This is a genomic window from Pseudoalteromonas sp. APC 3694 (genome assembly GCF_030407565.1).
In the GTDB taxonomy this organism is placed as follows: domain Bacteria; phylum Pseudomonadota; class Gammaproteobacteria; order Enterobacterales; family Alteromonadaceae; genus Pseudoalteromonas; species Pseudoalteromonas tetraodonis.
On record NZ_JASDDE010000009.1, the window covers coordinates 39921 to 66634 of the forward strand.

Below are 26714 nucleotides of genomic sequence, written 5' to 3' on the forward strand. Positions count from 1 at the left end.
GGCACCAGGTTTTGATCCTGGCATTCCCAGGTTCAAATCCTGGTATCCCAGCCAATTTGCATGTTTCTTTGATTGCCCCCACACTAGCTTCAAAACCACTAATATTTTTACTTTTATAATCCAATACCACATTTTTTCAGATATAAAAAAAGACCCAAATTTGAGCCTTTTCACCAACTAACTAAGCTCACCACTTATTGCGTATTTTAATACCCAGTTTTTTACCGGCCCTGTATTATTAGCTAACTTTAAAAATGTGCTGCGCGCCCATTTTAATGGGGCTATTTGGTTTGAGAAACCAAAGTAGCAAGCATCCATCATACTCATCATTAATAAATTAGCGTTACGACGACTACGTTCGTACTCTTTAAGCATTAGCGGGCAACCTACATCATCAGCTGTACGCAACACTTCAGCTAAGGCAGCCACATCTTGAAAGCCTAAATTAACGCCCTGTCCTGCCAGAGGATTAATGGTGTGCGCCGCATCACCCACTAAAACGAGTCGCCCTTGTGAATAATTATTGGCATGCTGCCTTGCTAGAGGAAATATAGCATGGCTTTGTACTTCAAAATCACCAGCGAGCTTTGGAAACTTTTCAATAATATGAGCTTTTAATGCGCTAGGTTGTAGGGCTTTAAATGCTTTGAGGGTATTTGCATCGTCATACCAAATTAAATTTGCATAAGGTGCTTGCATAGGTAAAAACGCAACGGGCCCTGTAGGTGTAAACTGCTGCCATGTTTTAACTTGTTGCGGTGCATCGAGCTTTATTAGCACGCCCATACAATGCTGCTGATATTGCCACCCAGTTATACCAATATTGGCTTTGCTACGTAATTGTGATTGCCCACCATCGGCTGCAATCACTAAATCAGCAGTATAGCTTTGTTCGTTATAGTGTAAGGTAATGCTATCGGGGTTTTGCTCTATTGCAGTTAAAGCCGATGAAGGATTAATCATTTCAATATTATGCTGCCCAAATTGCTGCCATAAGCTTGCTTGAATTAACTTATTCTCGATTAAATGACCTAAATGCGTGGTATTGATGGCATGGCAATCAAATAATAAATGATCGTTACCACGCTCAAAAGCTTCTAATTGCTCATAGGGAGCGAGTCTATTTTCGCGCAGCAATGGCATAGCACCGAGCTGATCAAGCAGTTTTTCCGAAAAGCGGTTAATAGCTGATACTCGTATATCAACTGCATCACTGCTAAGCACTAGTGATGCATCTATTGGGTGTTTTTCAATAACACGTACTGCTTTGCCTTGTTGCGCTAATTTAATAGCTATAGCGGCACCAACCATGCCGCCCCCTACTACAATTACATTACTTTTAGCCATGTTTTTCATCATTTTACTTCTGACTTAACTCTACTTTGATTGTATCGTAATTAGTTTGCTTTGTGTGAGCGCTTCGCTTAATTCTCTTATTAAACCCATACTATATTGATTTCAGATCACAAACATGAAATCTATACTTGGTTTTGAGCGTGTATCCAGCTAAAATACGCGTCCTTTAAGTCGAGCAAAATTTAATAATTGCGCCACTTATACCTGTTTCTAGCACATGTTTGTGCCACTATCGAATTGAACACGAGGCTATATTTCAATGAGCAAAAAGCTGCATATTAAAACCTGGGGTTGTCAGATGAACGAATACGACTCTCAGAAAATGGCTGATCTTCTAGATGCGACCAACGGCTATCAGCTAACTGAAGAAGCTGCTGATGCTGATGTTATATTACTTAACACCTGTTCAATTCGTGAAAAAGCGCAAGAAAAAGTATTTCACCAACTAGGTCGTTGGAAGTTATTAAAAGATGACAAACCAGACCTGATTATTGGTGTTGGCGGCTGTGTAGCATCGCAAGAAGGCGATTCAATTCGTCAACGCGCGCCGTTTGTCGATGTTATTTTTGGCCCACAAACATTGCACCGTTTACCTGAAATGATCAAACAAGTGCAAGGTAACAAAGGGTCATCAGTGGTTGATATTTCATTCCCAGAGATTGAAAAATTTGACCGTCTTCCTGAGCCAAAAGCGGAAGGTCCTACTGCGTTTGTATCAATTATGGAAGGGTGTTCTAAATACTGTACTTTCTGTGTTGTACCTTACACGCGTGGTGAAGAAGTAAGTCGCCCTGTTGATGACGTGTTATTAGAGGTTGCACAGTTAGCCGAGCAAGGCGTACGTGAAGTTAACTTACTAGGTCAAAACGTAAATGCGTACCGTGGTGATACACACGATGGTGAAATTTGCTATTTCTCAGACCTTATCCGTTTAGTAGCCGCAATTGACGGGATTGACCGTATTCGTTACACCACTTCACACCCCGTTGAGTTTACGCCTGACATTATTGACGCTTATGCCGATGTGCCTGAGCTGGTTGATCACTTACACCTTCCAGTACAAAGTGGCTCAGATCGTGTTTTAAACTTAATGAAACGCGGCCATACTGCACTTGAGTACAAATCAACTATTCGTAAGCTACGTAAAATTCGCCCTAACTTAAGCATGTCGTCAGATTTCATCATAGGTTTCCCAGGTGAAAGCAAGGCCGATTTTGAAGCGACCATGAACCTTATCAACGATATTGGTTTTGATATGAGCTTTAGCTTTATTTACAGTGCACGCCCAGGTACGCCAGCGGCCGATTTGCCAGATGACGTAACCGAGCAAGAGAAAAAAGAGCGCCTGTACTTATTACAAAACCGTATTACACAAATGGCACAGCAAATTAGCCGCCAAATGTTTGATACCGAACAACGTATATTAGTTGAAGGTCCTTCTAAGAAGAACCCGATGGAACTACGTGGCCGAACTGAAAACAACCGTGTAGTTAACTTTGTTGGCCCACACACAGTGATCGGTCAGTTTGTTGATGTACGTATTACCGAGGCACTACCAAACTCTTTACGTGGCGATTTAATTCGTACAGAATCAGAAATGAACTTACGCCGCGAAATTGCCCCTTCTGCTATTTTAACCAAAGCAGCGAGCGAGCAAAAAACCGAGACAGCTAACGAAATTGGCGTTGCTACTTTCGTACCTTAGTTGCAAAAATTCATTGCGTCAGTTAACGCTGGCGCACTGTAATAGGAAGTAATTTTGAGTAATCAGTTAAAAACATTAGAGATTTATTTAGAACCTGCCGACAACAAACGCCTTTCTTCATTATGTGGCCCGTTTGACGAAAACATCAAACAAATTGAACGCCGTCTAGGTGTTGAAATTATTCATCGTGATAACTTTTTTAAAGTAACCGGTAAACTACACAGTAGCGCCGGCGCGGTAGAGATCTTAAAAAACCTTTATATTGATACTCAGCCTGTACGTGGGGAAATTGGCGAAATTGAGCCTGACAACGTCCATTTAGCCATCACTGAGTCTAAAGCGCTTGAGCAAGACACCTCAAGTAGCGCCTACGGCAAAGAAATGATGATTAAAACCCGTCGTGGCGTGATTAAACCGCGTAACGATAACCAAGGCTCATATGTTGCTAATATTTTGCACCACGACATTACCTTTGGTATTGGCCCTGCGGGTACAGGTAAAACCTATCTTGCCGTTGCGGCGGCAGTTGATGCACTAGAGCGCCAAGAAATACGTCGTATATTGCTCACTCGCCCTGCGGTTGAAGCGGGTGAAAAACTTGGCTTTTTACCCGGTGATTTAAGCCAAAAAATAGACCCTTACTTACGCCCACTTTACGATGCCTTATTTGAAATGCTTGGCTTTGAACGTGTTGAAAAGCTGATTGAAAAAAACATCATCGAAATTGCTCCACTGGCTTATATGCGCGGACGCACACTTAATGATGCGTTTATTATTTTAGATGAAAGCCAAAATACCACCACAGAGCAAATGAAAATGTTCTTAACCCGTATTGGCTTTAATTCTAAAGCGGTGATCACCGGCGACATAACCCAAGTTGATTTACCTCGGGGAGCGCGCTCTGGCCTTCGTCATGCTATTGATGTGTTAGATGGCGTTGATGAAATTAGCTTTAACTTTTTTAAATCGCATGATGTAGTACGCCACCCTGTGGTAGCACGTATCGTTGAAGCCTATGAGCGCAACGACGAACGTGAGCGCCTTAAGCGATTAGAAAAACAACAAGCTAAAGAAGCGCTTGCCTCTCATGAGCAACCTGCGACTAAAGAGTAATACAGTGAAAACAGAACTTGATTTACAAATAGCGTGTGAGTTTGACAACTTACCCAGCCTTGAGCAGTTTGCAATGTGGGCCGATAAAGTACTTAGCCAATACCGCGATGAGTCTGAGCTGACCATTGTCATTAGCGATGAAGCACAGTCACAACAGCTCAATAATGACTACCGCGGTAAAAATAAGCCTACCAACGTATTATCGTTTGAATTTGAAGCGCCACCGGGTATTGATATCCCACTTGTGGGTGACTTAATTATTTGTCCAGCCATCGTTTTGGCTGAGGCCCAAGAGCAAGAAAAGTCATTTCATGACCACTTTGCCCATATGGTTATTCATGGATGCTTGCATTTACTTGGATTTGACCATATAAAGAGTGAAGATGCGTTAGAGATGGAAAGTATAGAAAAGCAATTACTTGCTGAACTAAACATAGCAGACCCATACCGGGACGATATTTAAATAAACGGAGCAATTAGACGTAATGAGCGACGATAACTCGCAATCTAGCCAGGGTTCTTCTGGCAGGACTTGGCTGGGCCGTATAACCCACATGTTGCAAGGGGAACCCCAGAATAGAGAAGAACTGGTTGAGGTGATTGCCGATGCCCAAGAGCGGGATGTAATCGATCCTGAAACCAAAGAAATGATTGAAGGTGTGCTTGGTGTGTCTGAGCTTAAAGTGCGAGATATTATGATACCGCGCTCACAAATGGTCACCTTGGAAATTGATAGCCCGCTTGAAGAGCATATACCTATGATGGTTGACTCTACCCACTCTCGTTTTCCGGTTGTGTGTGAAGATAAAGACCATGTAGAAGGGATTTTACTCGCAAAAGACTTATTACCTCTCATTTTAAACAAAGATGAGCATTTACCATCGCTACGTGACTATTTACGTCCTGCTATGGTGGTGCCTGAAAGTAAACGGGTTGATACTCTGCTTAACGAGTTTCGTCAGCAACGCTACCATATGGCAATCGTGATAGACGAATACGGCGGCGTATCTGGTTTGGTCACTATTGAAGATATTCTTGAGATCATTGTTGGTGAAATCGAAGATGAGCACGATGAAGAAGAAGAACAACAAGATATTCGTCAACTAGCTAAACATGTTTACGTTGTGCAGGCACTGACCCCTGTAGATGACTTTAATGAGCATTTTAAATCAGGTTACAGCTCGCAAGACGCCGATACTATTGGTGGTATCGTATTACATGCCTTTGGCCATATGCCGAGTCGTGGCGAAACTATTGATATAGACGGGTTTCAGTTTAAAGTAACTAATTCTGATAACCGTCGTATATTACAACTGCAAGTCACCATTCCTAAGGCTGATGATAACGACAGTGAAGAAACTGCTAACTAGCCTCACCCTACTAGCAAAAGATAAAAAAGCATGGCTCGCACTGGTTGCGGGCCTTGTTTTGACTTTTAGCTACGCGCCTTTTGGTATTTGGCCAATTGTATTTTTTAGCTTGGTCGCATTATTTTATTGTATCCCTGCAAACCTCACTGGAAAAAAACACGCTAAAACCGCGGCTAAATATGGCTTTATATTTGGCCTGGGCTGGTTTGGTGCAGGTATAAGTTGGGTACATGTTTCTATCGCCACCTTTGGTGGTATGCCACTTATCGCTTCCATTTCGTTAATGGTATTACTGTGCAGCTACCTTTCATTATTTCCTGCGTTGGCACTATGGGCAACCACTCGTTTTTCAAACGGCTCTATAAGTTTTGCAGCGCTACTACTCCCTTGTTTTGCGATTAGTGAATATTTGCGAGCCAAGCTATTAACCGGTTTTCCTTGGTTAAGCTTTGGCTATACACAAACAGATAGCCCACTGAATGCCCTTGCTCCTTTTATTGGTGAATTTGGACTCACGCTATTATGTATTGCCATTGGTTTTGCATTGTACAGCTTAACGCAAAAACAATTTAAAATGCCTGTTGTTACCGCTGCTGTGGTTGTTTTAGCTTTTGCAGGTGCACATTTTACAAAGGCACCCCATTACTCCAATAAAGACCTTTCTGTGCTGCTTGTACAAGGTAATATAAAACAACACTTGCGCTTTGACCCCAGTGAGTTTTGGACCACCATGAGTAAGTATCAAGATATGACGCGCCGTCACTGGGATGCTGATTTAATTGTGTGGCCTGAAGCTGCAGTGCCTGAAATAGAAGCCCTCGCCGATTCATATTTAGCAGGCTTAGACAGTGCCGCCTCATTTAATAAAACCGCGCTAGTAACGGGTATTGTCGATTACCAACGCGATACAAAAACCATTTTCAATACGCTGATTGTGGTCGGTAACAAAGAGCAAAATGATGAACATGGCCACTACCGTTACTTAGACAGTAACCGCTATCAAAAGCATCAGTTATTGCCTATTGGAGAGTTTGTTCCCTTTGAAGACATACTACGCCCCATAGCTCCGTTATTTGATTTGCCTATGTCATCGTTCTCTCGCGGAGATAAAGTACAAGATAATTTACGTGCGAATGGCTTTAACCTGCTGCCTGCTATTTGCTACGAAATAGTCTTTGCTGATTTAGTGCGCGGTAACTACAAAAGCGACTCAGACATATTATTTACGGTGAGTAATGATGCTTGGTTTGGTGATTCAATCGGCCCCCACCAGCATATGCAAATTGCCCGCATGCGCGCCCTAGAACTACAGCGTCCATTAGTGCGTGTTACCAACAACGGCATAAGTGGTGTATACGACCCCATAAGCCAAACACGCCAAACTATGCCACAGTTTGAATCAACAACACTTAAAGCCAATATAAAGCTCATACAAGGAGACAGCGTATACAGCCAATACGGCAATAAGTTTGTATGGGGATTTGTGTTGCTACTGGGTGTTGCTGGCTTTGGGATTAGGTTTAGGAAGTAAATTATAGCTGATAGCTATTAGTGGTCAGCTATCAGTAAGAGAAAGGTTGCTCTGGTATCTGACCAAGCTACGCAAATCTATTTTTTAATCCAGCCTATGCTTAAAATATAACGAGTCCCTTTATTTATTTTTAATACTTGGTGCTGTTCTACATCAGGCCTAAAAAGTTTAATACGACTGTAATTTATTATCAGATTTTCACAAATAAATTCACCGCCTTCTTCCGCATGTTTTAGCACAATGTTAAGTCTAAAGTGCTTACCAGTTCTCACTTTATCAGTATGCGGCTTTATTTCATACCAATATCATTAAAGATTAAATCACTTTTATCCAATCTCTAGAACACATTTTTTTGATCCTATCTGGTACAGAAATGAATGTGTTCCATGCTTTTGACACCTGCTCTACAATATCGTCATAGCCTTTAAATACTCTGTTGGATAAACAATGCTGACGCATCCAACTCCATACTTGCTCTATTGGGTTCAGCTCTGGCGAATATGGCGGTAGTTTTATCAAAGTGACATTGTCAAATGGCTGGACTGTATCGAACGTATGCCAACCTGCACCATCCATGATAACGACAGCGTGCCTGCCAAACTCAGTTGCTTTAGATATTTGCTCCATATGCAATGTCATTGCTTCTTTGTTAACGCATGGAGTGATTAACGCTTCTGTTTTTCCATTACTTGGACAGACGGCTCCAAACACGTATCCATATTCAAATTGTTGCTGTTTTACCGCTCTTGGTCTAGTGCCGCGCTCTGCCCAAACTCGTGTTGTTTGATTTTGCTGACCGAAACGAGCTTCATCCTGAAACCAGATATCCATATCTTCAGGCATCACATTAAACGGGGTGTGAAGGATCGTTTCCAAACGGAACTTTTTTAAAAGCCTCTTGTCTTTCCTGTGATTGCTTAGGATGTTTTGAACGAGTTGTTATCCAACTTAGATTAAGACTATGTAGTAACCGATAAACATTGCCTATTTGGTAGTTCACTTTGAAACGAGTGCTAATATAGGTTTGAATATCAGCAGCAGTTAGTCGGCCTCCTTCACTAGACTCTGCCTGTTTCAAGATAAAAGCTTTAACTTCTAATTGTTGTTTTGCAGTCAACTTAGCAGGACGACCTGAGATGGGTTTGTTATCTAATCCAGCTAAGCCAAACGCCAAATAATTCGATACCCATTTGTTAACACTACTTCTAGCTGTGTTTAAGCGTCGAGCTATATCGGCTCTATTTACACCTTCAAAAAACAAGGATACCGCTAATAAACGCATTCTCTTTCTGGCGTTGGTCTCTTTTCTTGAAAAGACTAAAAGTTTTTTTGATGTTTCTAAATTCAAGGCTAAATATACAGGTTATGAAAACAGCCTCTATTAGATCAGATATTTAATTAAAAAGGTATCACTCCCTTGTGGGAATTTAATTAAGTAGGCATCAAACTTAAAACGGAGCGAAAATACGGCAGAGTAGCATTTTGTCGTAGCCTGACTTTTGTCGCCCACGCTCCCAACTAAATAACTTATTTGGCATCTATAATTACTCTAAAAAAACTCGAATACATGCTCTAAAACCACTTAATTTTAAGCTTTGTCGAGTGAACTTTACTTGCTTGTGATCTAAATAAATTACATTTAATGTCAACATAGCTAATTTGGTTAGGCTCTAGAAAGTTGTCTGTGCTTTTGCCTACACAGTTACCAATAAACTTGCCACTTTCGTCAAATGTAGAAGCAATAACGGTTCCCGTATAAATGCTCTCATCAGTAATATTTTTTAATTCAGCCGCTATTCTTACTTGACCATTTTCTTTGTATATTTCAGAAAAAGTAAGTTTATAGTCATTATTAAATTCATCACTGGTTTCTAATGCTTTATTTGAAACCATTGTTTTGAATCCACTGTCAACATCAGCGGCGATTGTTAGGGCGAACACACTAATACCACCAAGCATTGCTATTACAAACCCAACTCCCCAAAAAAGCCCTTTATGCTCTCATTAAAATTATTACTGTCCATTTAATTCCCTTTAGTTTTTACCATTGTATTTCGTTAACAAGATAGCCAAAATAACTTTTTTCACCAACTAAATTTATTTTCTTGTTTTTAAGTGTTTGTAGCTCTTTAGTATCTAAGTACCAACGTATGGAATAGTTTTTCTTGGTTGATAAGTCTAATAAATTTAGCTTAATACATTGATTGCCGTAATCACTACGACATACTCCTATGCTTGTTAATAAATATTCTTTTGACCAAATTTCTCCCAACCTATGCACTGCCATATATTTTATAGGTACTATGCTTAAAGACCATAACGACATATAAATTAAACATGGGTACATTAGAAAAAGAAACCCTTTAACGAGTTTACTTCCTGTAAAAAATTGGCTTTTAACGTCGTTATTATTTCTGTATTTTTTCAACAGTATATAGATAATTAACACTGTTAAAATAGGTAGTAACTTAAATTCTATAAAAGCGAAGCGCGCATTCGGTATAAATGCAGGATCATAAAATTCATCCCAATCCAAAGAGAGTCCAATTAGCATCGTAAAAACAAACACGAATAGAAGAAATAAAAAACCCCGTCGTACCTCTTTTTTATAAAACTGCATAAATCACCACTGTATTTCAGTAACAACATAGCCAAAGTAACTTTTTTCACCAACTAAGTTCACTTTTGTATTTTTAAGTTTTAAAAGCTTATGCTTATCTAAATACCACCTGATGGTGTGCAGTTTGTTTGTCGATGTATCTTCAAAGAGTAAACGAACGCAATTCGGCTCATAATCGCTATAACAAGCTTCAGACTCAACTAAGGTATATTCTTCAGACCAATAATCGCCTAAATGATAATGCGCCCATAGTTGAATCGGCGCACAAATGACAGCCCAAAGATATGCATACAGCAAAATAGGTATCATAATGATACTTGAATATTTAAGGATAACCCCTTCTTGATCAAAGTGAGTATTAAACTCTTCTTTTGCATTTGGCGTTTTTATTAAATGAAATAGAAAGGCACACTCTAAAGAAATAGTAATAAAGCCTAAAACCCAAAAACTTAAAAAGTCATAAAAACGGTTAGGGATAAAGGAGGGGTCGATTGAAGTGTACCACTCATATAGGCCAACAGGCGCGATCATCATAACAATAAATGCTATGATAACGAGAATCACAGGCTTTTTTGTCATATAAATTAATATCCTTATATTTTATGACGTCTTTAATTTGGTCAGTATTTTAATCAAGGATTGCCTTATCCCAGTATTAAAATAATTATGTGAACAATTATTACATCAAAACGTATTATTGTTAATAATGGTTTTAAGGAATTACTCATGACCGCCAAACAACTCTCATCACTTTTTGTTTTTAACTTACTGTTTGCCACTACCGAGGCAAACGCCAATGCTCGCTGGTATGTAGTGAATGATTCGGTGATGGGTGGCATTTCTAATAGTCAGGTTTTGTATGAAAACGACAATTTAGTGTTTACAGGCAATGTATCGCTTGCAAACAATGGCGGGTTTGCTTCTATTCGAACGCTATTGGATGTACAAAGCCAAGACATCACTAAAATTATGCTACGTATTAAGGGCGATGGTCAAACCTATCAATTACGTTTAAGAACCAATGAGTACATGGATGGTGCGGCTTATACCCGCTCGTTTAGTACCACAAAGAACGAGTGGCTTAATATTGAGTTTTTACCTGAGGATTTTCAGCTTACTTATCGCGGCCGTTTACTTGAACAACAGCCTACAATTAGCTTCAAAGAGATAAAGCAGCTTGGCTTTATGATTGCTGGTAAGCAGGCGGGAGAATTTAGGTTTGAGGTAGAAAAAATTGAGTTTAAAAACTAACTTCTCTGCGTACATTAAAAGGTTAAACAGTGAAGTCGTCGCTTCGCCTTTTCATTTCGTTGATTACTAGCTCAATAATTTGTTGTTTTATTGCTGCCTGCTGAGACTTTACCTCACTAAGTTGCAGCTCCAATCTATTTATCTCTTCTTGTTGCTCGGTTTTATACTTTTTAGCTCCCATATGCTCAGCATCCATAGTTAAGCGACTATCGTCTTCAGCTGGCCCATATTGGCTATTATCAATGGTTAAACTGCGTTGTACCGTACTCTGCTTAAGCTTATTTACTTGTTCTTGCAATGCAACCACTTGCTGGGTGACTATTTATACCCAAGCCACCTCAAGATACAGAATTCAGCGCTTCACAGGGGCTTAATATCAAGGCGTTATTTTGCAAGAATGGCCGTCCCTTTTAAGAAGTAACAACGATGAGAGTAAGTGCATGTGAAACGCACAAGGGGTTGGTTTAAAAGCGATTTATACTGCGTTATTTATTTTAACAATAGAACCACTATTATTTGCAATCAATGCCTTGCCTAAATCACTTTTAATTCCAACTGAAACTCGCATCTTGAGGTGGCTTGGGTATATGCCTTTTCTAAATTTTGATATTGCTCAGCAAATGTTGCGTTATCTTCGCTGTATTTTTGAACTTTCGCATCTAAAAACTCTGATAAAACATAGTCAAGTTCTTCTTGTGATTCGTCACCTGTAAGTTGCCGCTCTGTTTCTACTAAAGCCTGATTGTTATAATTAGATGCTTGATATTGAATTGAGGCGGTTGAAATCTTCATTATTTTATCCCTAAAATAAATTTGTAACTATTTTAGGTACCGACTGATATTTTTAAACTCTTGAGTAGGATTGACTGATAAGAGCAAATAAAAAAGCCCTACTTGATTAAAGCAGGGCTTAACGTATTTTTTACCTTAAAATTACGACTCAATAGCCAGTAATTCCACCTCAAAAATAAGCAATGACGCAGGAGGTATACTCCCTACCCGCTTTTCACCATAGGCAAGCTGGTGCGGTATATAAAACTGAAATTTATCGCCCGGGCTCATCAGTTGCAGACCCTCAGTCCAGCCTTTTATCACTTGGTGCAAGCCAAAGCTAATCGGAGTTTTACGCTCTACTGAGCTGTCAAATACAGTGCCGTCGATTAAAGTACCATGATAATGCACTTTCACCATACTTGTTGGGCTAGGTGTATTTTCGCTCTGTCCTTTATGGATTATTTTATATTGCAAGCCAGATGCGGTTTCATTTACGCCTTCAGTTTTTGCATTAGCAATTAAATAATCACTTTCAATTTGTGCGTTAGCGATTGCTTGCTGCTTAGCTTTTTTACTGTTTTTAAAAATTAAAACGCAAAAAATCGCAATAACAATCAGTAAAATTATATTGATCATAACTCCCCTTTTTCATCTTCTGAGTCGTGGTCTTTTTCGTCACTGTTATCGCCATTAACAATATCGGCAATGTCTTTTAATCGCGCTAATGCAATGCCATTAACCGAATCTTCTGGGTAGTGTTCATCAACCATGTCACCCGCGTCAATATCCATTAGTAAGTTTAATGCTTGGTCAACGGTTTCAACGGCGAAAATATTAAATTTACCCAGTTCAACCGCATTGAGTATTTCATCATCAAGTACTAAGTTAACTTGGTTTGATTTTGGAATAATAACGCCTTGCTCACCCGTTAAGCCGCGCATTTTACATAGCTTAAAGAAACCTTCTATTTTCTCGTTTACACCACCAATGGCCTGTACATCACCATGTTGGTTAATTGAACCGGTTAGAGCAATAGACTGACTGATAGGTAAGCTCGTAATGGCGGAAATTAGCGCACAAAGTTCAGCAAGAGAGGCGCTATCACCATCTATGTAGCCATAACTTTGTTCAATAGCGATATTCGCACTGAGTGTTAAGCTAAAGTGTTGCGCGTATTTGTTACCTAAATAACCAGTGAGCAGCATTACCCCTTTTGAGTGAATTGCTTTACCCAGCTCAGCTTCGCGTTCCACATCAATTACGCCGTCGGCGCCCGCATAAACGGTAGCAGTAATACGTGCAGGTGTGCCAAATGAAGTGTCACCAATGTGCAGTACAGTTAAACCATTTACTTTACCTACGGCTTGCCCGTCGGTCGCAATTAAGGTGTGCCCTTCTTTTATATCGCTGAGCATATTTTCACTAATTTGCCCCGTACGATATTGTTTGCCTTCAATCGCTTCGTCAATATGGCGTGCATCAATCACCGTTAGCTTGTCTTGTTTAGCGTAAAAACTAGCCTCAGCCACCAGCTCTAATACATCAGCAAAACGGGCTGAGAGTTTATTATGGTGCTCAGCTTGGCGATAACTAAACTTAAGCAATCGCACCATTGCTGATTCGTTTAACGTGCACTTTAATGTTTGCTCGCAGTAATCACTGACTTTAGTAATAAACTGATACTGCAGCTTATCGCTACTTGGTAAGTAATAATCAAAATCGGCAAGTACTCTAAATAACTCGGCAAATTCTTCGTCGTATTCACCGATGGTGTAATAAAGCTCACGTGAACCAAGCAAAATAATTTTCACATCAAGCGGTATTAACTGCGGGCGAAGCGTAAAGCTACTGCCAACTACACTGTCTTGATAAGGTAAGTCATTTTTAATTTGATGCGTTTTTAACGACAGTTTTAGTCCATCCCACACTTGGGGTTGAGCCATTACTTTTTCAGCATCCATAATTAAATAGCCGCCATTCGCGCGGTGCAATGCACCTGGCTGAATTGAGCGATAGCTGGTAATTAACGACCCTTGCGATGTGGCGTATTCAATTTTGCCAAAAATATTACCAAAAGTTGGGTTTGGCTCGTAAACAACCGGTGCTGCATCGCCTTCTTTGTATTCAACTAAAATATTAGGTGCAAAAAAGTCGGTAAGCATACCCTTACGGTCAAAGTCTTCTTTGTTTTCTTCGTTTTCACCTTCATCATCAAGCCATTCGAGCACGGCATCAATAATTTCTACACGTATATCTTTTAAATAACGCAGTACACCAATATGGCTGGCATATTTATGTTCTAAATCTTTTAATAACGGTTTAGTAGCTTGCTCAGCGGTAGACTTTTTAAGGTTGCGAAGCTTTTCTTTGGATTCACGTTTCCAGCGCGGTAACTCAATAAGCGCCTCAATGAGGGCATCTTCTAATTTTTCTATACGCTCAAAAAACATCTCGCGTAAGTCATCTTCAAGATCAGAAAACTCATTATCGGTAAGTTGTTTACCATCAATCAGCGGTGCAAAGCCGACTACGCCTTTTTCTTCAATTAGTGCCACACTTTGCTCAAGCGCGGCTATTTCTACCGATGTAATGGCGCCATCGTAAGCATCGTTAAACTCACGGTCTATCGATTTTTTCTTACGCTGATAGGCTGGGTTATCAAATGCAGCAGGAAAGGTGTCGAGTACTTCATCAATAAACGAGTCAATATCATCGGCTAATTGTTTGCTTTGCCCTGCATGCATAAATAACGCAATAGGCTCACGGTGATCGTCGTAGTTATTAACATATAACCATTCATGCGGTGTTGTGCGCTCTTTAGCGTGTTGTTTTAATTTGTCTTTTACTAAGGTAAAACGCCCGTGTGCCGCCTCTCCCATTACGTAAACATTATAACCGGGTAGGTCCATTCCTAAAGAAAAGTCCAACGCACTTTGCGCACGTTGTTGGCCTATAAAGGTAAGTTGCTCAGGGTATGGATTGCTCATGCAAGTGCTTACATGGCTCGAAGAAATACTCGGTGCAAGATTTGATACAGGTAGTGGCAGCAGTTTTTTCGTCATTCTAACTTCTTTTTTTACCAGCTTAATTGCTAGATTTGGGCATATTGAGTGGCCTACAGCCACTCAATACTTATATTTAGGGTTGTAAAGCCTGGCGGCTAAAATAGATGCCATCACACTGCGTACAAGGAATAATTTGCGTTGCATGGTAAACATCGTAACTATGGTTGCAATTCTTACATACTAATGTGCCCATGGCTATCCATTCACCTGCGTGATAAACACCATTATGCTTAAAATCTTCACTTAATGACTGCCATTCAAGCTGTGTTTTGTCTTCAATATGAGAAAGTTCAAACCACAATGACTCTTTAAGCTCCTGCCATGCAAGCGAATTATAGTAGCTGTTATTTTCTTGTAGATGAGAGATATCGCGCATTAAGTAATTACGATAAAGCTGATATTTTTCTTCACCTAAATCTTTAAGTGCCTGCTCAGATTCAATAAATCGCTTTACTGCAGCTTTAACCTCATGCTCTTTCACATCTTTTAACCAATCGGTAAAATCACTAAGCCATGCTCTGTAATCTGCCATTTTATACTCCTTCAAAATTGTGAGGGGACTGATATTTATACGGCGCTATTAGCTGTTGATAAAAACAACACCATACAGGCTTTGTTTAGGGTCTGTTGACCTTTTAAGGTTAAATTTGCAGCAGTCTGTTTGGTATTTAGGCAAGGCAGAGCCTATGTGGTGTGGTTATTCCCCATAAATAGGCGATAACGCAGCATCAATGCCAAACAGGCGCTGCCCGAAGGGTTCTGCCTAGGGGTGATTTACTCTTTGTTGCCTACATGGATGTAGGTAAGGGGCGTGAGCAGGACGCGGAAGCTTTGCTCGGTTTTTACTTAGCCCACTAGGTTACAAACCTCGCGCCGCGATTAAATCGCCCCTAGTTTGAACAAATTGTAATCCACAAAGATCAACAGACCCTAGCTTAAACCTCAAATACTTGCGTGTAAACTCAACTAAGAAGATTAACAAACGCTAAGTTAAAACTGACTCCTAACGTAGATAAGTATAGGTTAACCTGCACTGAAAACTAATTTAACGGCAAATTTGTAAAAAGCGCCACTTTGGCGCTGTGAATAACCCTTTATTTGGGGTATCCTATCGACAATTTTTTATTAGTATGCAAGAAGTTTGGAAACGTAAATGCAAGAGCAATATAACCCACAAGACATAGAGTCAAAAGTCCAACGCTACTGGGAAGAAAACCAAGTATTTAAAGTCACAGAAGACGAGAGCAAAGAAAAGTACTACTGCCTCTCAATGTTTCCTTACCCAAGTGGTCGACTGCATATGGGTCATGTGCGTAACTACACTATTGGTGACGTGGTTTCTCGCTTTCAGCGCTTGCAAGGCAAAAACGTAATGCAACCTATGGGTTGGGATGCGTTTGGTTTACCTGCAGAAAACGCCGCTATTAAAAATAAAACAGCCCCAGCAAAATGGACTTACGAAAATATTGACTACATGCGTAACCAGCTTAAGCAATTAGGGTTTGGCTACGACTGGGATCGCGAAATTGCGACGTGCCACCCAGAATATTATAAATGGGAACAATGGTTCTTCACTAAGCTTTACGAAAAAGGCCTAGTGTACAAAAAAATGTCAACGGTTAACTGGGATCCTGTGGATCAAACAGTATTAGCTAACGAACAAGTAATTGATGGTCGTGGTTGGCGTTCAGGCGCAGTAGTAGAACAAAAAGAAATTCCACAGTGGTTTATAAAAATTACCGACTATGCTCAAGAGCTATTAGACGACTTAGACAAACTAGAAGATTGGCCTGAGCAAGTTAAAACCATGCAGCGCAACTGGATTGGTCGCTCTGAAGGGTTAGATATCGAGTTTACGCGCACCGACAATAACGAAAAGTTTAGTGTATACACCACTCGTCCAGATACGTTTATGGGCGTGACATACCTAGCTGTGGCCGGTGGCCACCCAATCGCACAAGAAGCGGCTAAAAACAACGACGCGATTGCGATGTTTGTTGAAGAGTGTAAAAACACTAAAGTTGCCGAAGCGGATATGGCAACCATGGAGAAAAAAGGCATTGCAACAGGCTTTTACGCCACGCATCCCTTAACGGGCGAGCAAGTGCCTATTTGGGTTGCAAACTTTGTATTGATGCATTACGGCTCAGGCGCGGTAATGGCAGTACCAGCGCACGACCAACGTGACTTTGAATTTGCCACCGCATACGGCCTCGATATTAAACAAGTTATTGCCCCTGCTGAAGGTTCAGAGCTTGAGGTAAACCTTAGCAAAGAAGCATTCACCGAAAAAGGCGTACTGGTTAACTCAGGTGAATTTGATGGCCTTGATTTTGAAAACGCCTTTAACGCTGTTGCCGACAAACTAGAAGCATTAGGTGTAGGTGAGCGTAAAGTAAACTTCCGTCTTCGCGATTGGGGCGTAAGTCGCCAACGTTACTGGGGCTCTCCAATCCCAATGCTGAGCGATGAAAACGGTAACGAGCTTGCTGCTACTGAAGATATGCTCCCTGTGCGTTTACCAGAAGATGTGGTAATGAATGGTGTTACATCGCCAATTAAAGCCGATCCGAATTGGGCTAAAACAACTGTAAACGGTGTACCTGCTACTCACGAAACAGATACTTTTGACACCTTTATGGAATCATCGTGGTATTACGCTCGCTACTGTAGCCCACGCCATGACGAAGGCATGTTAGACCCAGCAGCCGCTAACTACTGGTTACCAGTAAACCAATATATTGGTGGTATTGAGCACGCCATATTGCACTTATTATATTCGCGCTTTTTCCACAAATTATTACGTGACTTTGGTTTAGTTAATTCAGATGAACCATTCGACCGCTTACTTTGTCAAGGTATGGTACTTGCTGAAACATTTTATCGTAAAGATGAAAAAGGTGGCGACATTTGGATTTCGCCAAGTGATGTAAACACAGAAACCGACGACAAAGGTCGCGTAACTAAAGCATGGCATAAAAAAGATGGTGAACCGGTGTTCTCATCTGGCATGAGCAAAATGTCTAAGTCGAAAAACAACGGTATAGACCCACAAGAAGTTATTGCCCAATACGGTGCAGATACAGTGCGTTTATTTATGATGTTTACAGCACCACCAGAGCAAACGCTTGAATGGTCAGACTCAGGGGTTGAAGGCGCACATCGTTTCTTAAAACGTGTCTGGAAATACGCAGTAGACGTTAAAACAGTAGGTTACCAAGCACTTGATAAATCGGCGCTTACTAACCCACAAAAAGTACTACGTCGTGAGCTACACAAAGCAATCGCAAAAGTGAGCGATGATGTTGAACGTCGTCAAACATTCAACACTGCGATTGCCGCAATCATGGAGCTGTCTAATAAGTTATTAAAAGCGCCATTAAACGACACTCAAGATGTTGCCATTGCTAACGAGGCATTAGAAGCATTACTTATTATGCTAGCACCAATAACACCGCATTTATCGCATCAGTTATGGCAAGAGCTAGGTAAAGAAGGTGATATTTTAGATGCAACATGGCCAAAAGTTGACGAATCTGCCCTAGTTGAAGATGAAAAACTAATCATCGTACAAGTAAACGGTAAATTACGTGCAAAACTAACGGTTGCAGCTGATGCAACGCAAGAGCAAGTAGAAGCTTTGGCATTTGCCGAGTCTAACGTGACTAAATTTACTGATGGTGTAACGATACGCAAAGTCATTTATGTACCAGGTAAATTACTTAACGTGGTAGCTAACTAATATGGCTGCTTTAAACGCCATTAAAAACGGACTAGCCTTAGTGCTAGTCTGTTTTTTGTTATCGAGCTGTGGCTTTCATCTTAAAAAAGCATCAAGCCTACCCGATGATTTAAAACAGCTAACTCTGGTGGGGGATGATCAAAAATCTGCTTTATTTAGCTATTTGCAAAGCGAACTGGCTATGAGCGATGTCACTTTAGTGCCTGCGAGTAAACAGTCTGCGCAGCTTTATTTATTTAAAGAACAACTAGAGCGTCAAACCTTATCGTTGTTCCAAAACGGACAAGTAGCTGAGTACGAACTGGCATACAGCGTAAGTTATGTAGTAAAACGCCCGAAACAAAAAGCCATCGAAAAACGCTTTGAGTTATACCGTAACTACCAAGATGATCCTGACAACGCACTAGCAAAAGCAAAAGAGCTTGAGCTGCTAATTAGCGAAATTCGCCAACAAGCGAGTCGTCGTATTGTTAGAGAGTTGTCGCAACTATAATGCGTTGTTATGCAAATCAGCTATCGAGTGAATTAAAAAAAGGCTTAAAACCTTTTTATTTGGTTTTTGGCGAAGAGCCTTTTCAAGAAGCGCAATGTGTACAGCTCATTCGCGACACGGCAAAGGCACAAGGTTTTGATGAAGTAATTAAATTCACTTTAGCTCAGGGCTTTGATTGGCAAGAAATAATCGCGCAATACCAAAGTATGTCGTTGTTTAGCGCGCGCACTATTATTGAGCTTGATTTAAACCAGCAAAAACCGGGGACACCCGGCGCAAACACCTTTAAAAAAATAGTAGAGCTTGAAAACCCTGATACGATCTTAATCGTAAAAGGCGCTAAGGCCAGTCAAGATGTTCAGCGCGGCGCGTGGTTTAAAGCACTCGATAAGCAAGGGTTATTTGTACCCTGTTACCCACTTAGCGGAAATCACTTAAAGCGTTGGCTTGATGAGCAGTGCCAACGCTTGTCACTAAATATTCAAAACGAGGCCAAACTCAGTTTAATTAATGCCACTGAAGGCAACTTACTTGCGTGTTACCAAGAGCTTGAAAAACTAGCATTAATACACGGTGACGCTCTGATCACGCAACAGCTGGTGATGCAAGGACTACTAAACCAAGCTAAGTTTGATATTTTTGATTTAAGTGATGCGCTTTTAAACGGCCACACCGCTCAGGCTATAAAAGTACTTAACAAACTTGCCAGTGATAACACTGAGGTTGTGAGTATCTTATGGGCCATCAATAAAGATTTAAATACCTTAATCAGTGTACAGCAGGGATTATTGCAAGGTGAGTCATTAGCAACCTTGTTTAAACAAAAAGCGATTTGGAAAAATCAGCAAGCGCCGGTACAAACAGCGATAAACAGACTAAATATTCATACCCTAGAGAATATTAGCAGTGAACTGGCATTATTTGATGCAAGCTACAAACAAGGTGTATTAATTGCCCCCTATCAAGCATTAGCACATATTTGTATTAAATTTTGCCAGCCGCTCGATATTCCACTGCCGTGTCATACTAACCGTCAGTAAAGGAAAAATACCATGATTGCAATTTTTGGTGGCACTTTTGACCCTGTTCATTTTGGGCACCTTAATATGGCGCAGCAATGCGTTGCGACCTTTAAATTACACTCACTCTATTTTATGCCCTGTGCAATACCTGCGCACAAAGCGGCACCGGGGATCAGCACCGAGCATCGTATTGCAATGCTTAAAACCGCAATTACACCTTATACGCAGTTCAAGCTTGATTTACGAGAACTGCAACGCAGCGGCCCGTCGTATTCTTTATTAAGTTTGCAAGAGCTAAGAGCAGAAAACCCCGATACCCCTATTTTATTTTTAATTGGCATGGACTCATTTAACAACCTTGATAAATGGTATCAGTGGCAAACAATAACTAGCCTTTGTCATCTGGTAGTGTATCAACGCCCTGGCCAAATTTGTGATACACAGGGTGAACTTAAATGCTATCAACATAACGCTGTTACCACTGATATTGCCTTGCTGCAAAAAACAAAAGCCGGACACCTTTACTTTTTAGAGGGAGAACAGCTGGATGCCGCATCCAGCGAGATCCGTCAAACCCTTAAAAAAAGTACTAAAAAGAGTGAACTATTACCCGACGCCGTGAGTCACTATATTAAGCAGCACCAGCTTTATCAAGAGTGATTGGTATAAACCCCTCAGCGTGTTAAAATAACCGCTATTAAATTTTAAATTGAGACAAAACCTTGGATTCGAAACAACTACTCGCTTTTGCACTAGACAAAATTGACGATATGAAAGCACGTGATGTGATTCAACTTGACGTAACTGGCAGCTCAGACGTAACCGATTACATGATTGTATGTTCAGGCACATCAAGACGTCATGTATTGTCAATTGCTGATAACTTAGCAAAAGAAGCTCGCCACGCTGGTGAAGAGCCATTAGGGTATGAAGGCCAAAGCGATGGTGAATGGGCACTCGTTGATTTAGGTGATGTGATTGTTCACGTTATGCAAGATCAAGCACGTAGCTATTACGATCTAGAAAAGCTTTGGGGCTAATAGCTCCCTATTTTAGACAACGCTTGGAAGTAACGTCGTGAAAATACAAATGATTGCTGTTGGTACAAAAATGCCAGCATGGGTAGAAACAGGTTTTGCAGAATATCAGCGCCGCTTTCCCAAAGATATGGCACTGGAACTAATCGAAATACCTGCAGGTAAACGTGGCAAAAACGCAGATATAAAGCGTATTTTACACACCGAAGGTGAAAAAACCTTAGCCGCTATACCTAAAGGCAATCGTATTGTCACATTGGAAGTAACCGGTAAAGCACTGGATACTCACCAGCTAGCGAAAAACATGGAAAAGTGGCAACTTGATGGTCGCGATGTCAGTTTATTAATTGGCGGACCTGAAGGCTTAGCCCCAGAGTGTATTGCTGCCTCTGAGCAAAAATGGTCGTTATCAAATTTAACGCTCCCACACCCTTTAGTACGCATTATTGTTGCTGAAAGCCTCTACAGAGGCTGGAGCTTAAATAACAACCATCCTTATCATCGCGAGTAGTTTCTTGCTATGCTAAAACGAAGACCCACTATTCGCGACCACTCAGCAGAAGCTAATTTATTTGCTCGGCGTGCATTCGTGGGTTTTATTTTTATATTAGTCCTTGTAGCCATATTATTGTCTAACTTGTATAAAATCCAGGTAGATGATCATCAAGATTATCAAACTCGTTCTAATGATAACCGTATAAAAGTTATACCTATAGCCCCCAATCGCGGTTTAATTTACGACCGCAACGGTGTTTTACTGGCCGAAAATAAGCCCGTTTATAACCTTGAGGTGATCCCCGAAGAAGTTGATGATTTAACCGCCTCTTTGAAGTCTATCAGCAAAATCATTGAAATAACCGAGCAACAACAAGCTGATTTTCTTGATGATATAAAACATACTCGACGTTTTAAAAGCCAAGTCCTCAAAGCCCGTTTAAATGAAAACGAAGTAGCGATGTTTTCAGTAAACCAGCATAAATTTCCAGGGTTTAGCATTGAAGCGCGCCTAGCAAGATATTATCCCTTTGGCGATACTTTAACCCATGCATTAGGCTATGTTGCAAAGCTCAATAGAAAAGAATTAAATAAGCTTGAACAACAAGATGAAGCCACAAACTACCGAGCCACGCATGATATTGGTAAACTGGGTATCGAAAAATACTACGAGCCGTTATTACATGGCCAAGTTGGCTCACAGCGGGTTGAAGTAAACAACCGTGGCCGTATTATTCGCACCTTAAACATGGATCCACCGCAGCCGGGTGACGACTTAGTACTTACTCTCGACATTGGTTTACAACAAATAGCCCAACATGCACTTAAAGATATGCGCGGCGCTATTGTGGTAATGGATGCAAAAGATGGCGGCGTTTTAGCGCTTTATTCAAACCCAAGTTATGACCCCAATTTATTTGTGCACGGTATTAGCAGTAAAGACTACAAAGCCTTACTCAACCCTGATCGTCCACTGATCAATCGCACGACTCAAGGTCGCTACGCACCAGCATCTACTGTTAAACCACACATGGCTATTTTGGCATTAGAAGAAAATATAGTGCAAGAAACCACCAGCATGTGGGATCCGGGCTTTTTTCAAATTCCCAACGTAGAGCATAGATGGCGTGATTGGCGACGTTGGGGCCATGGCCATGTTGATGTTTATAAAGCAATAGAAGAGTCATGCGATACCTACTTTTATGACGCAGCCTATCGAATGGGGATCACAAAAATAAGTAACTTTATGGCTCGCTTTGGCTTTGGTGAATTATCCGGTATTGATATTCATGAAGAAACAACCGCTATTTTACCCTCAAAAGAGTGGAAAGAAGCCCGTTTTAAAGAGTCTTGGTGGCCTGGCGATACTATTTCTGTAGGAATTGGCCAAGGTTATTGGACTGCCACCCCCATTCAAATAGCGAATGCCACTAATATTTTAGTTAACAGAGGGGTAAATCACCCTCCTCATTTAGTGCAAGTTGCTAAAAAAGAGGATCAAATTACTCAGCTCAATAATGAAGAAAAACCGCCGGTTGTACTTAATAACGAGGATAACTGGCGCATCGCGATTGATGCCATGCATAACACCGTTAAAAAAGCTACCGGAACTGCCCATCGTGCGTTTAAAGGCGCTGCCTACGATCCAGCAGGTAAAACCGGTACAGCCCAAGTGGTGAGTATTGCTCAGGGCGAGCGTTACGACGCCGATGCACTTAAAGAGCGCCAACGTGATAACGCCATTTACGTCGGTTTTGCCCCCTACAACAACCCACAAATAGTGGTCTCTATTGTGGTAGAAAATACCGGTGGGGGAAGCTCAGTAGGTGCGCCCATTGCGCGCCAATTAATGGATTACTATTTTGCAGCTAACCCAATCAAACCTTCAGGGGACAAAGCACCATGACGGCTTTACATGATAAGCGCTCTATTTGGCTGCGACTGCATATTGATTTGCCACTTTTTATTGCGTTATTGCTGATGATGGCCGGTAGTATTACCATTGTATACAGCGCCTCAGGGCAAGACTCTGCCATGATGGTTCGCCATATTACGCGAATGGCTGGCGCCATTATAGGTATGTTTGTACTTGCTCAAATTCCACCAGCGACTTTAAAACGCTTAGTTATTCCCATGTATTGCCTAGGATTACTCATGCTGGTTGGGGTACTGCTATTTGGTGTAAGTTCTAAAGGCGCTCAACGCTGGTTAGATTTAGGCATTACTCGCTTTCAACCCTCAGAGCTAATGAAACTAGCGGTTCCGATGATGGTTGCTTGGTATATTGGCCGCCACCATTTGCCGCCGCGTCCGTTACATTTAGTCATTGGCTTTGCCATTGTTATGCTGCCTACCCTACTAATTAAAGAACAACCTGATTTGGGCACCTCAATTTTGATTGCCAGTTCCGGTGTATTTGTGTTGTTTTTATCAGGCTTGAGTTGGCGTTTAATCGGCTTTTTAAGCTCGGTTGTTGCTTTGGCAGCATGGCCATTTTGGCACTACGGTATGCACGATTATCAAAAGCAAAGGGTACTGACCTTTTTAGACCCTGAGAGCGATCCGCTGGGTTCTGGCTATCATATTATTCAATCAAAAATTGCCATTGGTTCAGGCGGTATCGAAGGAAAAGGCTGGCTGCAAGGCACGCAATCGCAGCTAGAGTTTTTACCTGAACGACATACTGACTTTATTTTTTCAGTACTGAGTGAAGAGTTTGGCTTATTTGGTGTGTGTGTTTTACTTAGCCTGTACTTATTCATCATTGGCCGTGGATTATTTATTGCAGTTAACGCACAAGATGCGTTTGGTAAACTATTAGCCGGCTCACTCACACTTACATTTTTTGTTTATATTTTTGTAAATATTGGCATGGTATCGGGTTTGCTGCCTGTTGTAGGTGTACCGTTACCATTAATTAGTTATGGCGGTACCTCAATGGTGACCCTGATGGCTGCATTTGGCATTATTATGTCGATTGCCACAGATAAAAGGATGCTCTTAAAATAATGCGCCTTTACAAACAACTTATAATTATTATTCTCGTTAGCCTCTTTTTAAGTGCATGCAGCAGTTCAAATAGTCGTTACAGCATGCGCCATGATGCGGCGCCGCTTCGTGCACCGACCGAATTAGAAATGCAAGATGCCATTGTTACTCAAGTTATTAAAAGTGCGAGTACCACGCGCCCCTACGAAGTGCTTGGCAAACGTTATACCCCGATGCTCGATGAAACCGGCTATTCAGAAACGGGTATTGCTTCGTGGTATGGCCGTAAATTTCATGGGTATCACACCTCTAATGGCGAAATTTACGACATGTTCGCTATGACCGCAGCTCATAAAACGTTGCCTTTACCTAGTTTTGTGCGGGTAACAAATACGGCTAATGGCAAATCAATTATTGTTCGTGTTAATGACCGTGGCCCCTTTCATGATAATAGAATTATTGACCTTTCTTATGCCGCTGCATACAAACTTGGATACCATAAGTATGGTACAGCAGAGGTTAAGCTAGAAGCTATTACTCTAGCCGATACCCATGCACGAAAAACCTACGTTCAAGTTGCCGCGGGCAGTACCTTAGCCAACATAGAAGCGTTAGCAAGTACACTGCGAGAACAGTATAAGTTACCGACAAATATCGTTGAAAAAGACGCTATTTATAGATTGCATTTAGGGCCAATAAAAGATGCCCAACATGCGCAACAAGTACTAGAAACATTAAAACAAAATCAATTTCAAAACGCGTTCTTGCTTTACACTCAGTAAGCCCTTTAGAATGGGAATACGCATATTTTTAACTTTAACCATTAATGAGTATGATGAAATCTATTAAACATAAAATTCTTACTGGTGTTTGCGGCTTAGTCTGTTCTGCCGCCGTATTTTCAGCCACCGCCCAAATTATTCCAGCGCCTCCTCAAGTTAATGCAAAAGGTTACTTTTTGGTGGACTTCACCACAGGTAAAGTCATTGCACAAGGCGAGGCTGATACCAAACTCGCACCGGCCAGCTTAACTAAAATGATGACCAGTTATGTAATTGGTACCGAAATTAATGCTGGTAATATTGCGCCCACCGATATGGTTACTGTTAGTGAAAAAGCGTGGGCAAAAAACTTCCCTGAATCATCAAAAATGTTTATTGAAGTCGGTAAACAAGTTAGTGTCGATGATCTTAACCATGGCATTATTATTCAATCAGGAAATGATGCATGTGTTGCTATGGCAGAGCATATTGCTGGTAGCGAAAGCGCGTTTGCAGATTTAATGAATGCTCACGCCGAAAAAATAGGCATGACTAATACGCATTTTGTTAATAGTCATGGCCTTGATACTGATGCGCATTATACAACGCCACGCGACATGGCGACATTAGGGGCTGCACTTATCAGAGATGTGCCTGATGAATACGCTCTATATAAACAAAAGTCTTTTACCTTCAATGGCATAAAGCAATATAACCGCAACTCTTTGTTGTGGGATGAAAGCCTAGATGTAGATGGTATTAAAACGGGTCACACATCTGATGCCGGTTACAGCTTAGTCACCTCTGCAACAAAAAACGACATGCGTTTAATTGCTGTTGTAATGGGCACCTCAAGTGAGCGCGCGCGTAAGGTAGAAAGTAAAAAACTACTAAACTACGGTTTTCGCTTTTTTGAAACAATTACCCCGTATAAAGCCGGCGACAGCTTTGCTGAGCAACGTGTTTGGATGGGCAATAAAGAGAATGTTTCTTTAGGAATTTTAGAAGATACACCTATTACTATTCCTCGTGGTCAGCATAAAAACCTTAAAGCAAACTTTGAGCTAGACGATACCCTTGAGGCACCTTTAGCTAAAGGCACAAAAGTAGGTACTTTATTTTTACAGCTTGAAGGCGAAGATATTGCACAATATCCGCTAGTTACACTTGAAGAAATACAAGAAGGTAGCTTCTTTAGTAAAATATATGACTACTTACGCTTACAGATTATGTAATTGCGAGTAAAGTAATATGAACGCCTCCACTGTGAGGCGTTTTTTTTTGCTTGAAAAGTGCTAGAATGCGCCCCATATATACCAATCGTATTGAATGACTATCATTGGCTTGGGTCAACAATAGCATCATTTCAAGATTGCCATTAGCCTGTCAGT

Annotated in this window: 26 protein-coding genes and 2 pseudogenes; 16 read left to right on the forward strand and 12 right to left on the reverse strand. The window is 41.0% G+C overall.

Annotated elements, in window-relative coordinates; genetic code table 11:
* Positions 1–177: 177 nt before the first annotated feature.
* Positions 178–1359 carry an FAD-dependent oxidoreductase gene (locus QMA00_RS05225; RefSeq protein ID WP_138627458.1) on the reverse strand — a complete coding sequence of 394 codons (1182 nt, stop codon included), beginning with the start codon at positions 1357–1359 and terminating at the stop codon, positions 178–180.
* 256 nt (positions 1360–1615) lie between these two features.
* Between QMA00_RS05225 and miaB the strand changes: the two genes are divergently transcribed.
* The 5 genes from miaB to lnt are packed head-to-tail and all read left to right on the forward strand — an operon-like array spanning position 1616 to position 7075.
* Positions 1616–3061 (forward strand): tRNA (N6-isopentenyl adenosine(37)-C2)-methylthiotransferase MiaB, encoded by a 1446-nt coding sequence (miaB, locus tag QMA00_RS05230; protein ID WP_069439958.1) that lies wholly within the window; start codon positions 1616–1618, stop codon positions 3059–3061.
* Between the two features lie 54 nt (positions 3062–3115).
* A complete protein-coding gene (locus QMA00_RS05235; protein ID WP_069439957.1) occupies positions 3116–4174 on the forward strand; it encodes a PhoH family protein in 1059 nt (352 codons plus the stop codon).
* A 4-nt stretch (positions 4175–4178) separates the two neighbouring features.
* A complete protein-coding gene (gene ybeY / locus QMA00_RS05240) occupies positions 4179–4637 on the forward strand; it encodes an rRNA maturation RNase YbeY (RefSeq protein ID WP_008115159.1) in 459 nt (152 codons plus the stop codon).
* A gap of 22 nt (positions 4638–4659) precedes the next feature.
* Positions 4660–5544 carry a CNNM family magnesium/cobalt transport protein CorC gene (gene corC, locus QMA00_RS05245; protein WP_036982057.1) on the forward strand — a complete coding sequence of 295 codons (885 nt, stop codon included), beginning with the start codon at positions 4660–4662 and terminating at the stop codon, positions 5542–5544.
* Positions 5525–7075 (forward strand): apolipoprotein N-acyltransferase, encoded by a 1551-nt coding sequence (gene lnt / locus QMA00_RS05250; RefSeq protein ID WP_290156290.1) that lies wholly within the window; start codon positions 5525–5527, stop codon positions 7073–7075. Before corC ends, lnt begins: the two co-directional genes overlap by 20 nt.
* A 77-nt stretch (positions 7076–7152) precedes the next feature.
* Here the strand turns inward: lnt and QMA00_RS05255 are convergent.
* The 6 genes and pseudogenes from QMA00_RS05255 to QMA00_RS05275 form a co-directional block, all read right to left on the reverse strand.
* Positions 7153–7371: pseudogene (locus QMA00_RS05255) on the reverse strand (2OG-Fe(II) oxygenase); the annotation flags it as partial.
* A 19-nt stretch (positions 7372–7390) separates the two neighbouring features.
* Positions 7391–8357 (reverse strand): IS630 family transposase gene (locus QMA00_RS05260; RefSeq protein ID WP_290156333.1). Its coding sequence is split into 2 segments (ribosomal slippage): positions 7391–7963 and positions 7965–8357, totalling 966 coding nucleotides; the frame shifts between segments, so codons are not numbered across the junction.
* Between the two features lie 126 nt (positions 8358–8483).
* Positions 8484–8613, reverse strand: a pseudogene (locus tag QMA00_RS18930) (2OG-Fe(II) oxygenase); the annotation flags it as partial.
* Positions 8614–8647: 34 nt separating this feature from the next.
* Complete coding sequence (locus QMA00_RS05265; protein ID WP_290156292.1) at positions 8648–9034, reverse strand: FxLYD domain-containing protein; 387 nt, start codon at positions 9032–9034, stop codon at positions 8648–8650.
* Positions 9035–9116: 82 nt separating this feature from the next.
* A complete protein-coding gene (locus tag QMA00_RS05270; protein WP_008467987.1) occupies positions 9117–9695 on the reverse strand; it encodes a hypothetical protein in 579 nt (192 codons plus the stop codon).
* A 3-nt stretch (positions 9696–9698) separates the two neighbouring features.
* Positions 9699–10274 carry a hypothetical protein gene (locus QMA00_RS05275; RefSeq protein WP_290156295.1) on the reverse strand — a complete coding sequence of 192 codons (576 nt, stop codon included), beginning with the start codon at positions 10272–10274 and terminating at the stop codon, positions 9699–9701.
* Between the two features lie 147 nt (positions 10275–10421).
* On the opposite strand from QMA00_RS05275, the gene QMA00_RS05280 reads away from it, so the two are divergent.
* Positions 10422–10946 (forward strand): CIA30 family protein, encoded by a 525-nt coding sequence (locus tag QMA00_RS05280; protein ID WP_290156296.1) that lies wholly within the window; start codon positions 10422–10424, stop codon positions 10944–10946.
* 22 nt (positions 10947–10968) lie between these two features.
* Here QMA00_RS05280 and QMA00_RS05285 read toward each other — a convergent pair whose 3' ends face one another.
* From QMA00_RS05285 to QMA00_RS05305, 5 genes are all read right to left on the reverse strand, one after another.
* Complete coding sequence (locus tag QMA00_RS05285; protein ID WP_290156298.1) at positions 10969–11244, reverse strand: hypothetical protein; 276 nt, start codon at positions 11242–11244, stop codon at positions 10969–10971.
* A 236-nt stretch (positions 11245–11480) separates the two neighbouring features.
* Entirely contained in the window at positions 11481–11738 is a 258-nt protein-coding gene (locus tag QMA00_RS05290) for a hypothetical protein (protein ID WP_290156301.1), read from the reverse strand.
* Between the two features lie 141 nt (positions 11739–11879).
* Positions 11880–12356: an FKBP-type peptidyl-prolyl cis-trans isomerase gene (locus tag QMA00_RS05295; RefSeq protein ID WP_036982055.1), complete on the reverse strand. Its 477-nt coding sequence runs from the start codon at positions 12354–12356 to the stop codon at positions 11880–11882.
* Positions 12353–14782, reverse strand: a complete 2430-nt coding sequence (locus QMA00_RS05300) for an AAA family ATPase (RefSeq protein ID WP_290156302.1) — start codon at positions 14780–14782, stop codon at positions 12353–12355. Before QMA00_RS05300 ends, QMA00_RS05295 begins: the two co-directional genes overlap by 4 nt.
* A gap of 76 nt (positions 14783–14858) precedes the next feature.
* Positions 14859–15317: a zinc ribbon-containing protein gene (locus tag QMA00_RS05305; RefSeq protein WP_214552859.1), complete on the reverse strand. Its 459-nt coding sequence runs from the start codon at positions 15315–15317 to the stop codon at positions 14859–14861.
* A gap of 621 nt (positions 15318–15938) precedes the next feature.
* On the opposite strand from QMA00_RS05305, the gene leuS reads away from it, so the two are divergent.
* From leuS to QMA00_RS05355, 10 genes are all read left to right on the forward strand, one after another.
* Positions 15939–18527 (forward strand): leucine--tRNA ligase, encoded by a 2589-nt coding sequence (gene leuS, locus QMA00_RS05310; protein ID WP_290156305.1) that lies wholly within the window; start codon positions 15939–15941, stop codon positions 18525–18527.
* Position 18528: 1 nt separating this feature from the next.
* Entirely contained in the window at positions 18529–19020 is a 492-nt protein-coding gene (gene lptE / locus QMA00_RS05315) for an LPS assembly lipoprotein LptE (RefSeq protein WP_016898943.1), read from the forward strand.
* Complete coding sequence (holA, locus tag QMA00_RS05320; protein WP_076922169.1) at positions 19020–20060, forward strand: DNA polymerase III subunit delta; 1041 nt, start codon at positions 19020–19022, stop codon at positions 20058–20060. The genes lptE and holA overlap by 1 nt, the downstream gene beginning before the upstream one ends.
* Before the next feature lie 12 nt (positions 20061–20072).
* Complete coding sequence (gene nadD / locus QMA00_RS05325; protein WP_076922170.1) at positions 20073–20702, forward strand: nicotinate-nucleotide adenylyltransferase; 630 nt, start codon at positions 20073–20075, stop codon at positions 20700–20702.
* Between the two features lie 62 nt (positions 20703–20764).
* Positions 20765–21082: a ribosome silencing factor gene (gene rsfS / locus QMA00_RS05330; RefSeq protein WP_013465348.1), complete on the forward strand. Its 318-nt coding sequence runs from the start codon at positions 20765–20767 to the stop codon at positions 21080–21082.
* 37 nt (positions 21083–21119) lie between these two features.
* The gene (gene rlmH / locus QMA00_RS05335; protein WP_008109455.1) at positions 21120–21590 is read left to right on the forward strand and encodes a 23S rRNA (pseudouridine(1915)-N(3))-methyltransferase RlmH; all 471 of its coding nucleotides are present in this window, start codon (positions 21120–21122) and stop codon (positions 21588–21590) included.
* Between the two features lie 9 nt (positions 21591–21599).
* Complete coding sequence (gene mrdA, locus QMA00_RS05340; RefSeq protein ID WP_076922171.1) at positions 21600–23480, forward strand: penicillin-binding protein 2; 1881 nt, start codon at positions 21600–21602, stop codon at positions 23478–23480.
* Complete coding sequence (gene rodA / locus QMA00_RS05345; protein WP_076922172.1) at positions 23477–24583, forward strand: rod shape-determining protein RodA; 1107 nt, start codon at positions 23477–23479, stop codon at positions 24581–24583. The genes mrdA and rodA overlap by 4 nt, the downstream gene beginning before the upstream one ends.
* A complete protein-coding gene (locus QMA00_RS05350) occupies positions 24583–25344 on the forward strand; it encodes a septal ring lytic transglycosylase RlpA family protein (RefSeq protein WP_028834084.1) in 762 nt (253 codons plus the stop codon). The genes rodA and QMA00_RS05350 overlap by 1 nt, the downstream gene beginning before the upstream one ends.
* 53 nt (positions 25345–25397) lie before the next feature.
* Positions 25398–26558 (forward strand): serine hydrolase, encoded by a 1161-nt coding sequence (locus tag QMA00_RS05355; protein WP_029609897.1) that lies wholly within the window; start codon positions 25398–25400, stop codon positions 26556–26558.
* Positions 26559–26714 lie beyond the last annotated feature (156 nt).